The sequence below is a fragment of the Cytobacillus sp. QJM3NY_8 genome (assembly GCF_056173585.1).
Map to the genome: position 1 here is coordinate 574,208 of NZ_CM149681.1, position 12,725 is coordinate 586,932.

16 protein-coding genes are annotated in these 12,725 nt (G+C 41.2%); 13 read left to right on the forward strand and 3 right to left on the reverse strand.

The genetic code is table 11. The annotated features are described in order from the left end of the window. Positions 1-26: 26 nt before the first annotated feature. From AC0VZ9_RS03105 to AC0VZ9_RS03120, 4 genes are all read left to right on the forward strand, one after another. Positions 27-1,112 (forward strand): aromatic ring-hydroxylating oxygenase subunit alpha, encoded by a 1,086-nt coding sequence (locus AC0VZ9_RS03105; protein WP_192908112.1) that lies wholly within the window; start codon positions 27-29, stop codon positions 1,110-1,112. Further along, on the forward strand, positions 1,105-2,553 hold the full coding sequence (locus AC0VZ9_RS03110; RefSeq protein ID WP_009335433.1) for an aldehyde dehydrogenase family protein: 1,449 nt from the start codon (positions 1,105-1,107) through the stop codon (positions 2,551-2,553). Before AC0VZ9_RS03105 ends, AC0VZ9_RS03110 begins: the two co-directional genes overlap by 8 nt. Positions 2,554-2,571: 18 nt before the next feature. Beyond that, entirely contained in the window at positions 2,572-3,663 is a 1,092-nt protein-coding gene (locus AC0VZ9_RS03115) for a tartrate dehydrogenase (protein ID WP_192908113.1), read from the forward strand. A 350-nt stretch (positions 3,664-4,013) separates the two neighbouring features. Next, positions 4,014-5,567, forward strand: coding sequence for a BCCT family transporter (locus tag AC0VZ9_RS03120; protein ID WP_009335424.1), 1,554 nt, complete (start codon positions 4,014-4,016; stop codon positions 5,565-5,567). 95 nt (positions 5,568-5,662) lie between these two features. Here the strand turns inward: AC0VZ9_RS03120 and AC0VZ9_RS03125 are convergent, their stop codons facing one another. After that, positions 5,663-6,592 (reverse strand): DMT family transporter, encoded by a 930-nt coding sequence (locus tag AC0VZ9_RS03125; protein ID WP_019381064.1) that lies wholly within the window; start codon positions 6,590-6,592, stop codon positions 5,663-5,665. Positions 6,593-6,800: 208 nt separating this feature from the next. Between AC0VZ9_RS03125 and AC0VZ9_RS03130 the strand changes: the two genes are divergently transcribed. The 4 genes from AC0VZ9_RS03130 (at position 6,801) to AC0VZ9_RS03145 (ending at position 8,531) form a co-directional block, all read left to right on the forward strand. After that, positions 6,801-7,277 carry an Lrp/AsnC family transcriptional regulator gene (locus tag AC0VZ9_RS03130; RefSeq protein WP_009335421.1) on the forward strand — a complete coding sequence of 159 codons (477 nt, stop codon included), beginning with the start codon at positions 6,801-6,803 and terminating at the stop codon, positions 7,275-7,277. Positions 7,278-7,644: 367 nt separating this feature from the next. Beyond that, positions 7,645-7,875 (forward strand): hypothetical protein, encoded by a 231-nt coding sequence (locus AC0VZ9_RS03135; RefSeq protein ID WP_192908114.1) that lies wholly within the window; start codon positions 7,645-7,647, stop codon positions 7,873-7,875. A 12-nt stretch (positions 7,876-7,887) separates the two neighbouring features. After that, positions 7,888-8,214: a hypothetical protein gene (locus AC0VZ9_RS03140; RefSeq protein ID WP_192908115.1), complete on the forward strand. Its 327-nt coding sequence runs from the start codon at positions 7,888-7,890 to the stop codon at positions 8,212-8,214. A gap of 113 nt (positions 8,215-8,327) precedes the next feature. Further along, positions 8,328-8,531 carry a ChaB family protein gene (locus AC0VZ9_RS03145; protein ID WP_009335418.1) on the forward strand — a complete coding sequence of 68 codons (204 nt, stop codon included), beginning with the start codon at positions 8,328-8,330 and terminating at the stop codon, positions 8,529-8,531. A gap of 45 nt (positions 8,532-8,576) precedes the next feature. Here AC0VZ9_RS03145 and AC0VZ9_RS03150 read toward each other — a convergent pair whose 3' ends face one another. Next, positions 8,577-8,717: a hypothetical protein gene (locus AC0VZ9_RS03150; protein ID WP_226280672.1), complete on the reverse strand. Its 141-nt coding sequence runs from the start codon at positions 8,715-8,717 to the stop codon at positions 8,577-8,579. Positions 8,718-8,767: 50 nt separating this feature from the next. Next, entirely contained in the window at positions 8,768-9,046 is a 279-nt protein-coding gene (locus AC0VZ9_RS03155; RefSeq protein WP_226280673.1) for an SRPBCC family protein, read from the reverse strand. Positions 9,047-9,205: 159 nt separating this feature from the next. Here AC0VZ9_RS03155 and AC0VZ9_RS03160 point away from each other — a divergent pair, with 159 nt between their 5' ends. The 5 genes from AC0VZ9_RS03160 (at position 9,206) to AC0VZ9_RS03180 (ending at position 12,698) form a co-directional block, all read left to right on the forward strand. Further along, on the forward strand, positions 9,206-9,406 hold the full coding sequence (locus AC0VZ9_RS03160) for a hypothetical protein (RefSeq protein ID WP_009335416.1): 201 nt from the start codon (positions 9,206-9,208) through the stop codon (positions 9,404-9,406). Positions 9,407-9,594: 188 nt separating this feature from the next. Continuing rightward, complete coding sequence (locus AC0VZ9_RS03165) at positions 9,595-10,158, forward strand: VanZ family protein (protein ID WP_192908116.1); 564 nt, start codon at positions 9,595-9,597, stop codon at positions 10,156-10,158. Positions 10,159-10,178: 20 nt separating this feature from the next. Then, positions 10,179-10,862, forward strand: a complete 684-nt coding sequence (locus tag AC0VZ9_RS03170; RefSeq protein ID WP_009335414.1) for a response regulator transcription factor — start codon at positions 10,179-10,181, stop codon at positions 10,860-10,862. Beyond that, positions 10,852-11,970, forward strand: a complete 1,119-nt coding sequence (locus AC0VZ9_RS03175) for a sensor histidine kinase (RefSeq protein ID WP_192908117.1) — start codon at positions 10,852-10,854, stop codon at positions 11,968-11,970. The genes AC0VZ9_RS03170 and AC0VZ9_RS03175 overlap by 11 nt, the downstream gene beginning before the upstream one ends. 185 nt (positions 11,971-12,155) lie before the next feature. Further along, a complete protein-coding gene (locus AC0VZ9_RS03180; protein WP_192908118.1) occupies positions 12,156-12,698 on the forward strand; it encodes a GNAT family N-acetyltransferase in 543 nt (180 codons plus the stop codon). Positions 12,699-12,725: the final 27 nt, after the last annotated feature.

Here is a 12,725-nt window from a genome sequence, read left to right on the forward strand (position 1 = left end):
AAATTCATTTAAGAAGGAGACAAATCATGACTGCTTACAATAAAGTGCAAAATGCAACAAATCGTACATTTGAAAGAACCTTAACCTATGACAAATACACAGATCCTAAAGTTCTGGAAAAAGAGATGGACCTTGTGTTTTCAAGGTCCTGGCAGCTCGTAGGACATGTTAGTCAGGTGGAAAAGGCTGGAGATTTCTTTACTGCAGAAGTGGCAGGCGAGCCTATTATCGTAAACCGCGGTAAAGATGAAGTAGTCCGTGCCTTTTACAATGTTTGTCCGCATCGGGCAACAAAGCTTGAAAAAAATGCAGCCGGGAATAAAAAGATTCTCCAATGTGCTTATCATGGATGGACATTTAAGCTTGATGGCCAGCTGAATAAAGCGCCTAACTTTAGAGGGGAAGACGAGGCTTGTGTAAAGGATGCCTGTCTGCGTTCGGTGCGGATGGAAATTTTGGAATCACTTATCTTTGTAAATTTGGATGACAATGCAAAGCCATTAAGTGAGTCATATGGAGATTTCTTTGAAAGGTTGAGCAAGAATTCCTTTTTAAGCGAACTAAAAAGAACCGGCCAAAAAACACGTACATTCAAAGCGAACTGGAAGGCTTTTATGGATAACTACCTGGAGTGTGACCACTGCCATGTTGCACATCCAAGCTTCGTTGCTGCACTTGATATGAATGATTATCAGATTATTACGTGTGAGAATTATTCCATGCAAGGGACAATTGTCAAGCCAGATAAAAAATATGGAACAGTTGATTTAAATGATGCCGAAATGCAAGGCGGCCAATTCTACTGGCTATGGCCAAATCTGATGCTGACCATTTATCCGGGGCCAGGCAATATGGCGACCATTCAAATTATTCCGATTGATCATGAAACATCCATGGCTGTCTACACCTATTATTTCCGTGATGAGAACCTGTCCCAGGCGGAAAAGGATTTAATGACGTTTGCGGAGCAAGTCCGCTCGGAAGATATTGAATTGGTAGAACTGGAACAGATTGGTTTTCGCTCCCGAGCTTTCAGCAAAGGCAGATATTCATCCTCAGAAAAAGCAATTGTTCAATTTCATGAAATGGTATTGGAGGCCCTAAATGAGTAAAATAACCGGAGTTCAGCCAGCAAAAAAGTATTTAATGATTAATGGCAAAAAAGTAGAAACAGATCGATACGCATCTCTTTTTTCACCTTATTCCGGGGAAGAAATTGCCCAAATCGCGATGGCAAATAAAGAACAGACTGAAATGGCCATTGTTGCTGCTTACGAATCCAGGCATTTGATGGCAAAAATGCCAGCTTACAAGAGAGCTGAGATTTTAGAAAAAGTCGTTTCGCTTTTGATTGAAAAAGCGGATCAGGCTGCAGAGATCATTACCCGAGAGTCGTCCAAACCTATTATGTTCTCAAAAGCGGAAGTTGCCAGAACGGTCGAAACGTATAAATTTTCGGCTGAGGAAGCGAAGCGCATTCATGGGGAAACCATTCCTTTTGATGCTGCTTCAGGCGGGGTTGGCCGTATTGGATATACATTGAGAGAGCCGATTGGGGTCATAGGAGCCATAACTCCTTTTAATTTCCCTATGAATCTTGTAGCTCATAAGGTAGGACCGGCAATTGCCGCAGGGAATACAGTTGTCTTGAAGCCAGCCTCACAGACACCGCTCTCGGCACTGTTTATAGCCGAATTATTTGAAGAGGCAGGTCTGCCGCCGGGTGTGTTAAACGTTATAACCGGTCCTGGAAGTGTAGTAGGGGAAGAAATTGTCAGAAATGACCTGGTCAGCATGGTCACCTTTACAGGAAGTCCGGAAGTTGGGATTGGGATACGCAGCAGAGCAGGCTTAAAGAAAACAACATTGGAGCTGGGATCGAATTCAGCCTTAATCATTGATAAAGATACAGATGTCGACCAGATTATTGACCGCTGCATAATGGGGGCTTTTTCGAATCAGGGTCAGGTTTGTATTTCGCTTCAGCGCATTTATGCACATGAAGAGGTATATGAAGAATTCACAGAAAAATTTATTCAGGCAGCAAAGCAGCTGAAAGTTGGCGATCCGCTTGCACCGGATACGTATATTTCTTCTCTAATTTCAAAAGGAGAGGCTGATAGAGTACTAGGATGGATTGAGGAAACAAAAACCACGAATGCATCTATTGCAGCCGGAGGAAGCCTTCGAAATGGGGTGCTTGAGCCTACGATTATTATCAATGCGGAGCATGATTTAAAAGTATCCTGCCAGGAAGCCTTTGCCCCCGTTGTTGTCGTAAACAAATTCAGTTCCATTGAGGATGCCATAAAGCATGTCAACAACTCACGGTTTGGCCTGCAGGCGGGAATTTACACAAATAATGTGAAGCATGCCCTCTTTGCTTCGCAGGAACTTCATGTTGGCGGAGTTATAATCAATGATGTTCCAACCTACCGTGTTGATCAGATGCCGTATGGCGGTGTAAAGGAAAGCGGCACTGGACGGGAAGGCATCAAATATGCAGTTGAAGAAATGACCGAGATGAAATTAATTGTCTGGAATAATAACTAAAGGTAAAGGGAGATTTTTGTGAAAATTTATAAAATTGCGGTTATAGCAGGTGATGGAATTGGACCTGAAGTGATTGGCGAAGGGATCAAAGTACTAAATAAAGTGGCGGCGATGGATTCAGGTTTCCGCTTTGATTTTACTTATTTCCCTTGGGGCTGTGAATTTTATGCGAAACACGGAAAGATGATGGATGAAAATGGCATGGAAGAATTAAAGAAGTTTGATGCCATTTATTTGGGGGCAGTCGGGTTTCCCGGCGTCCCTGACCATATCTCTTTATGGGATCTGCTTTTAAGAATCCGCAAAGAATTTGATCAATATGTGAATATCCGGCCAGTTCATTTACTGAAAGGGGCAAAAACTTCCTTAGTGGATGTAAAACGGGAAGACATAAATCTGCTTTTTATCCGTGAGAATACCGAAGGAGAGTATGCGGGTGCTGGTGAATGGCTGCTTAAGGGGCAGCAAAATGAAGTTGTCCTGCAAAACAGTGTGTTTTCCCGAAAAGGAACGGAAAGAATCATCCGGTATGCGTTTGAAGCAGCTCGTAAGGAAGGAAGGTCTCTCACAAGCATATCAAAGGCGAACGCATTAAATTATTCAATGGTTTTCTGGGATCAGGTTTTTGAAGAAATAAGCTCTGAATACCCTGATGTGGAAACAGCCTCCTACCTTGTAGATGCCGCTGCCATGCTGATGGTTAAGGATCCAAAGAGGTTTGAAGTGGTCGTCACTTCCAATTTATTTGGCGATATATTAACAGACCTGGGTGCTGCTATTGCAGGAGGAATAGGGCTTGCCGCTGGTGCCAACATTAATCCTGAAAGAAAGTATCCTTCCATGTTTGAACCTATTCATGGCTCTGCTCCTGATATTACAGGTAAGGGGATTGCCAATCCGCTTGCTTCCATTTGGTCAGCCAGTCAGATGCTTGACTTTTTTGGTTATGAGGAATATGGAAAACAAGTGCTTGGAGCCATTGAGGATTTGCTGATCGAGGATGAGACACTTACACCGGATATGGGAGGAACCGCATCTACCGCGGAAGTGGGTAATCGGATTATTGACATCATGGAGACCCGGCTTGTATCTGGTAAACTAAATGTTTAAAAGTCAGCGGATATCATAGGAAGAATTGATTCTTCCTATGGTATAGGTTGATTTTTCTTCCATTTCTTTTATACTTAACTTTTATTAGCGGCGGTCGTTATAAACCTGTTTCCACTTTTTAGATGGGAAGAATACTGATGCACCGCAAAGTCTGATAAATAGATAAAGTGACCGTTATGGGTCAGGGAATCTGCTAACGATCAAAATAATTGTGAAGGTGAAAAGGAAGAGTACTATTTTTTATGCGCTAGTCCGATTTACCTTTTCTCTCATTTATTTTTTGGAATAACAAGAAACCGCTTACATTTAAAATACTGAAAATTCAATATTCTGGAAAGAGGAGTGTTGGCATGAACGGTAAAAAAACTGTCTTTTTTTCCTCGTTAGCCATAAGTTTGGTTTTAATAAGTATAGGGGTCTTTGCCCCAAAGCAAATGGAAAGCTTTTCAAATCATTCACTGGAATTTATCTATAATAACTTGGGCTGGTTTATTCTGGGCAGTGTCTTTTTCTTCTTTGCTTTTTGTATGTATATTGGGCTTTCAAGATTCGGGAAAATCAGGCTGGGGGACGATCATGATCGGCCAGAATACAAAACAGCTACATGGGTAGGGATGCTGTTCAGTGCCTCTATTGGGATAAGTCTTGTATTTTGGGGTGTGGCAGAACCAGTTTCATACTATATTGATCCTCCCTTTGGGAAAGGATCTTCAGAAGAATCCGCAAAGCTGGCAATGCAATTTGTTTACCTGCATTGGGGGGTCTCTGCATGGGCGTGTTATGCAGTTGTAGGAGTCTCCTTAGCATTTTTCCAATTCCGCAAAAAGCTGCCGGCCTCACTGAGTTCTGTTTTTTATCCATTAATAGGCGACAAAATTAGGGGCCCTTTTGGCAAACTGATTGATGTCGTTGTCATTCTTTCCATTGTCATTGGCATAGCCACATCGCTGGGATTTGGAACGCTTCAAGTGAATAGCGGTATGAATTATCTGTGGGGTCTTCCGGTAAGCTTTTATACCCAAGTTGCTATTATTCTCGTTGTAAGTTTTATTTATGTCGGTTCCACTGTTTCAGGCCTTCAGGGAGCGATGAAGCATTTGTCCAACCTTAATATGCTGCTGGCATTTGCACTATTGGCATTCGTATTGTTTCTTGGACCAACCCAATCCATCTTAAAGATCTTTTTTCAAGGGATAGGGGATTACGCCCAGAATTTCATTGGGATGTCGTTTAGGACTGAGCCCTATAGTGATGGAACCTGGATTGCAAGCTGGACACTGTTTTATTTTGGCTGGTGGATCGCCTGGGCTCCGCTTGTCGGCAGTTTCGTAGCCAGAATTTCAAAGGGCAGAACCATCAAAGAGTTTATGATCGGGGCCATCTTTATCCCTGTTGCAGGAGCATTCTTCTGGTTTGCCGTGATGGGCGGATCGGCCATTGATCTCATTCAGAACATGGGCGAAACAGCGATTGCAACGGCGGTTTCCACCGATGTAACCTCTGCCTTATTTAAGTTTTTTGATTATTTTCCAATGAGTGTCTTTTTAAGTATTTTAGCTATGGTACTTGTACTTGTTTTCTTTATAACCTCTGCGAATTCTGCTGTTTTTGTATTAGGGATGATCAGTGAAAATGGAAACCCTAATCCATCTCACTCAACAAAAGTCATATGGGGGATTGTAATTGCTGGGGTCTCTGCTGTATTAATTATGACAGGAGGCCTATCCGGCTTACAGTCAGCCCTGGTTGCCACATCCATCCCGTTAGCCATTCTCATGCTTTTCATGTGTTACTCCACTTATAAGGGCTTAAAAGATGAGCTAAAAGCGATGAGTGAAAGCCGGAATCAAGATGAGCCTATCGTTAAAAGTATAAGAAAGAAAGCCGTTGCCAAAAAGGCATAAGCGGGGACAATGGGACAGGTACACTGTCCCTAATTACTCAAAAGATTAGAAGGAATCATAGTGCCTGCTCCCTATAAAGGGGCAGGCACTGCTTTTTATCTCTCCTTAACCGGCTCACTTATAAATACTGGTGCAGGAATCCCCATTGTTGTTTTTCCAGTCCTGGTTTTAAGTGCAGAGAATAAGAAACACCCCGCAATGACAATGATGCTTCCGACCGCTTGTATCCAGTTCAAGACCTCTCCTAAGAAGATAAAAGCTAAGATGGCTGTGAAAATGGGATTAAAGTTTAGGAACAGGCCGGAAGTGCTTGGTCCCAGCTGGTTGACCCCGATGTTCCAGAGTACCATGCATAGGACTGTTGAAATCAGACCCGTATACAGAATGGATAAAAGAAAGGAAGCACTGACATCTGTAACGGTGAAACCAGCAGTGTTGAACGGCAAAAGCACGAGAAGGCCAAATATGCCTGAGTATAAGATGGACATCATAGGTGTAACGAAAGACATGGCCCATTTGCTGCAGACCGAATAGATTCCCCACATGCCCACCGCGGCCATCATATAAAGGTCCCCATTATTAAACTGAAGAGAGACCAGCAACTCCAGGCTACCTTTTGAAAGGACCAGCAGTACGCCAAACAATGAAATGAACATGGACATGAGCTGCAGTATGTTTATTTTTTCTTTTAGAAAAATGAAAGAGAAGGCAGCAATGGAAAACATATTTAATGTAGAGATTAAGCCAACGCTGGTGGCCGATGTTTTTTCCAGTGCCATGAATTGCAGGGCCTGGAACAAAGCTACTCCCGTGATGCCCATTAGCAGTAATGGCAGGATTGCATTTTTCGGCGGCAGCAGCCGTTTCTCTTTATGCCAGACAAGAGGAACGAGACAGATAATGGCGATGGCCCATCTTAAAATGGTTAAGGTAATAGGAGATGCATGATCCACAAGCGTCTTTCCTACAATGAAATTTCCGCCCCAGAGAAGACTTGTTAAAAGAAGGAGAAGATAATAGTTCACGTCATTAAGCTCCTTTTCAGAGCCATTGTGCACAATGACATTATTTATATGAATAATTTTAACATTTATTTAAAAAAACAAAAGATAATTTTGTATAATGAAATTAATTCAAAATAATTAAAAGTATATAAGATTATAATTGTAGAATATTCAGTTTGAGTGTGTGATTTGATCCGTATTTTGAATAATTGAAAAGGGCTGATGGATAGTGGAATCAATTGTAAGCAAGGTATTAGATCACCTGGATATAAAAATCCTGGATTTGCTTCAAAAGGATGCTCGGATTAGCAATCTGGAACTGTCGAAAAAGGTGAATCTTTCTGCTCCAGCTGTACATGCAAGGATTAAGCGTTTGGAAGCGGAAGGGTATATCCAGAAGCATGTGGCTATTTTAAGCCATGAGAAGCTGGGCTTTGATTTATTATGCTTCGTGTTCATGAGCACCAATATGCACCAGGCTGAAAAACTGGAATCTCTTGAAAAAACGCTGGAATCAATGAAGGAAGTTTTAGAATGTCATTGTTTAACAGGGGAGTATGATTATCTGCTGAAAGTAGCCTGCAAGGATCGCAAGGGGCTGGAGATGTTTATCAGGAAGCTGAATGAATTGGGAATTACGAAGATTCAGACCAGCCTGGCATTGAGGGAGATTAAGGATTCGACGGTGCTGCCAATACAGGATTAGAGTCTTTAACGAATGCCTTGAAACCTTTTCCAATAATTATCGTAGAAAGCAGGAACAAAGGTCAGGAGGGATTAGTTTGACAAAAAAGCTCGAGCAGCTCGAAACACGTTATTATGTGCTTTTTGGCGCTGTAATTGGTTCTGTGATCGGATTAGTGGCTTATGTGAAAGATTGGATCTAATCGATGAAAATTATTGATACATTTCCGTTTTTTATGCGCAGCTGCTTTATCAGGAAGGAGCGGCTACCCACTTTTCCAGAATGACAGAGCCTGGTTTAAACACGTCTGTCTATTTTTCCTTCGATGATGGAGGGGACGAGTGGCTGGAATTCGCAATATCCAATCAGCATGATATCATGCTGGAATTTGCTGAAGATTATTTTATCTAAAACAGCGGATGCGATATTTCTTGAATGGTTTTCCATTCGTGGCGGTGAAAGATTGGGATATAGCCGATTGGGATATTTTTTGGGGGATATGTTTTTCCAAAGCCTTGTTGAACGGATGGAAGAAAGACATGCCATCACTGCATGGAAAAGACCTGACTTTATTGACTCTGCTGAAGTTTGGCTCGATGGAAAGGGGATTGTGACATGATGAGGTGGAAGAATGAATGATCATAAAGATAAACCTAATGCAGGGTATACGCTGTTTAAACCAACAGGTGTACGCCATGAATTTCCTCTTGTCGACTTGGTGAAACAACAAGTGACGGGAACTGTTCTTTACAAGGATAAAATATATATGACTGTTGTTGTTGACGTAAAGGCAGATACAGTACAAGTTCAAGGAGACACTGCTGATTTAGGGGATTTAGCCATTAGCAGAGAGTCTTACATTGATATGTTCAAAGATCAGGCGAAGTTTTTCATTGATAACCATATTTATAATCCGAAGGCGTATTATGATGAACTAATTAATAATCCTTCCGAGTGATGACGGGCAGCTGAGTGGCTATTCCTGGACATGGGGACTTCCTGGGGATGTGTTTAAAACACACATAATTAGGAAAAATACATAAAAGAACATGTGCAGGGGAGGAAGCAAAAATGCCTTATGATAAACTAAGCGATCTGCCTGATTCCGTCAAAGATAATCTTCCGCATCACGCACAGGAGATCTTTAAGGAAGCGTTTAATTCTGCAAGCGAAGAATATGACGAGGAAGAAACGGCCTTTAAGGTTGCCTGGAGTGCAGTGAAGAAGAAATATGAGAAGAATGATGATGATAAATGGGTGAAGAAGGAAGAGTAAATATGCTTTTACAGTAAAAGGTGTCCCGTTCCAGGACACCTTTTGTTATTCATCATCAACCGCTTCATTTTCCACATATCTCTTCAAGTTCTGATATTGCTCTTCAAACACAAATTTAGCCGTCCATCCTAATAGTCTGGTTGTCAGTTTATAGAAGAAGTTGCTTGGTACAAGGCTTGCTTCCACGATCAGGCGCGTGCCGTTGTGTTCTCTTGATAAGAGATACTTTGAAATGCTTAAGCCTTCTTTGGAATGAGAGTGCATAACAACTTTATGGGAGCTTTATATTCAATTAATTCGGAATCGATTTTGATGATTTTTTTATCTAGTTTCTGAACGGTGACAAACTTAGTGCCAGGCACTGGGACTGGTTTATTTTCCTCATTGTCATAGATGTTTTCGATCAGCATGGTATTCCAGAGCTTTATTTTTTCATCATCATCGACGTACTTAAAAACCAAATCTATTGGGGCATGAATTACATCTTCATACCTGTAAACCAGCATTTCTTTCATTTTAAAGTCCTCTTTCTTTCTATTTATTCAAAGGCATCTTAATAGTTTTTTCGGCAGAACTTGCCTGTTATTAACTTTATAAATGGATCGGTTATTTTGTTTCAATTTTCTGAAACTAAATAAACCATCATCCGTATATAAAAATAAGAGGTGATGGAAATGTCAGGATTCATTATTATTGGTTTACTTCTTATTATCATGATCGCTATTGGTGATTCCAGACCATCGAATCGTTCTTATGGCAGCGGAAAAAATCATTCTTCCTATCACCATACAGGAGATTATAGCAGTTCGCATAATTGTGATAGTTTTGGAGGGGGCTTTGGCGGAGATGGCGGAGGCTGCGGGGGAGGCGATTAGTCATTTGTTTTTTTTAACATCTGTATGCAAAATTTAAAGATTGTGTTAAATTCCATAATACAAAACCCGCCAATCAGGGCGGGTTTTATTTATGTACTAACTTTTTACTGATTCTTAATCTCTTCTTTAAAAACTCTTTAGAACTTCTTCCTATACTATGTTTATTGAAAGATAAGGAGGAAGTTAAATTGAAAGAAACAATGTCGATAATGTTTTCCATTCCATCATGGTATGTACTTCTGCCAGCTGCTTTACTGGGATTAATAGGGCTCTGGATCTGGATGAGGCACCGTAAGGAAAAGATAAGGCCGTTACAACTTGCCGTTCTGATTTCCTTCGGGATCTACTTGCTTTGCGTCCTGCATCTGGTCTTTTTCCCAATCGATGTGAATATAGGGATGTATGCAAATCGGACGCCCTGGTATAAGGCAATCAATTTTATTCCCATTTTGACAATCGATCTGAAAACGTTTTTGTTAAATATTATTATGCTGATTCCTTTTGGCATATACTTACCGTTTATAATGAAGTCGAAAGGCAGTTCTAAGAAAGCTGCAAAGCTTGGATTTCTGCTGAGTGCTTCCTTTGAGCTTCTGCAGCTGATCATTCGAGTGACGCTGGGAAGCGGAAGAAGCACAGATATCAATGACTTGCTTGCGAATACTCTGGGAGCAGTTATTGGATATCTGATTGTTAAGCGCATGTTTAAGGTAACTCCTTTAAATAGTATGCTCAAACAGTTTCAGCTTTAGCTGATGGGAGGAGACAGGCAATGACAAGAATCCTGATTGTTGATGATGATCGGCAAATTGCTGATTTGATAGAAGTATATCTGAAGAATGATGGCTATATCATTGATAAAGCCGGGGATGGAATGGAAGCACTTAAGAAACTGGAGCAGGATCCTCCTGACCTGATTGTTTTAGATATCATGATGCCGAAGATGGATGGACTTGAGTTTTGCAAATATGTCAGAAAAAACAATCAGGTGCCGATCCTGATGGTCAGTGCCAAGGCAGAGGATATGGACAAAATCATGGGTTTAATGACTGGTGCCGATGACTATATGATTAAGCCGTTTAATCCCCTGGAGCTGGCTGCGAGAGTAAAGGCATTGCTCCGCAGGGCAAATTATAAAACAACTGGAAAAGCTGATGATGTATTATATATCGGATCTGTCGCCATCGATAAGCGGAGCCATGGCGTTACCGCTGAGGGAAGCGAAATAAAGCTAACAGCACGGGAATTTGAGATTTTATATTTGCTGGCTAAGAATCGCGGCCGTGTGTATGCATCGGAGGAGATTTTTGAAAAGGTCTGGAATGAACCTGGTGAAGGGTCAAACAAGACTGTCATGGTTCATATCAGCAATATTCGCGAAAAGCTGGAAGCGGCGCTGCCAGGTGAATCGGTCATTCAGACCGTCTGGGGAGTGGGGTATAAAATTGAAAAATAATATTATGAATCTGCTCCGATATCTGCCTAAGTGGAAAGTCATGATGTATATCCTGCTGTCACTTTTCCTGGCGGTGGTTATGGGAGCTGTTCTCCTGCCGGCAGTATGGTTTTTAGAGGACAATTCCAGATTTTTTGAGAGCCTGTTTTTCATCCTATCCTATTTTCGTGAATTTTTCTTCCTTGTTTTCTATCTTTTGGCCACCGGGTTATTTTTGCTGATATTTTATCAGTTTGAGCGGAAACGATATCTTGCACTTAATCTTATTAAAGTGACAGAGGATGTTCAGCGATGGGTAAGGCAGGAGAATGCTTCAGAAGGTTTTTACGTGCAGCCGGAATTTCAGGCACTCGCAGATGGCATACAAAAGATAATTGAAAAATCGGAGGAGGCAATTAAGGAAGTCAAAAGGACAGAGCAGCTGAAAAATGAGCTTGTAACGAGTGTAGCGCACGACTTAAGGTCTCCGCTTACATCTATTATAGGATACCTGGATCTTATTAATAATGACCGGTACAGTAATGAGCTCGAGCTTCGCCACTATGTTCAAATCATTCATGCAAAGACATCAAGCTTATATGCGTTAATTAATGATATCTTTGAATTCACTTATATGCAGAACCAGCAGATCAAGCTGCATAAGGAAGCTATTAATATCGAGGAAATGCTTAATCAGATAGCCGTACAGACAAAGGTGCAATTGGAAGCAGCAGGAATGGAGTTCCGATTATTTTCATCTGTTGATGATCCTGTTGTAGAGGGGGATGGTGTAAAGCTGGCCCGTGTATTCGAAAACCTTATCCAAAATGCAATCCGCTATGGAAGTGATGGCAGGTATCTGGATGCTGCGCTACATGATAGAAAAGACATGATTGAGATCGAAATTGCTAACTATGGCCAGGCCATACCTCGCATTGATCTTCCACATATCTTTGATCGCTTCTACCGCGTTGAGAAGTCACGATCCCAGTATACAGGTGGTTCGGGTTTGGGACTGGCGATTTCCAAAAGCATCGTCGATCTTCATAGCGGGTGCATAGATGTGGAGAGTGCACCAGGGAAAACGGCTTTTACTATTAAGTTATTCAAGAAATACCGAAATAAGTGAGCAGAAGTGCGTTAATCCTCGATTAACGCACTTTTTTAATGGCTGACTGCGGCCTGATCGATGAATAAGCAGGAAACCTTAAGGATACATTTTTTTACTAAGTCTTTACCTGGGTATAGTAGAATGAGAGAAACAAAATGGAAAGAAGTATCCAAAGGAGTAACTATAAAAGGGGCAGATTAATAGTGAATAATGTCATGATAAGAAGGCCAGCTGCTGAGGATGCAAAAGATCTAAACCATTTCTTTCGAATGGTTATAACCGATACGTTTCTTAAAGAAGGCATTGGTGATTTGCTGGAAGACATGGAAGAAGAAATTATAGCCAAGAAAAACTATTTGAATATGGATATGAAAAGCGGCGGTAAAGAACGGTATTTTCTAATCGCTCTACTTGGCGATAAAATCGTTGGTTCAATAGAATACGGAGCAGCCAATGAGCTGATAATTAGAGGTTCGGATCAGGCACTTAATGGCTTTTATGAAGTGGGGACAGTCTTTGTACATCCTGATTATCAGAAAAAGGGCATAGGCAATCAATTATTAGCAGCTATGTATTTGACCTTAAGGAATAAAGGAGTAGAAGAATTCTGTTTAGATTCAGGATATAAACATTCACAAAAGATCTGGAGAAGGAAGTTTGGAGAACCGGATTATTTATTAAAGGATTATTGGGGAGAAGGGTCTCATCATATGATTTGGCGAATCAAGGTTAATTCTATTAAATAATCTTGCCTAGCTGTTTAGTTGACATCT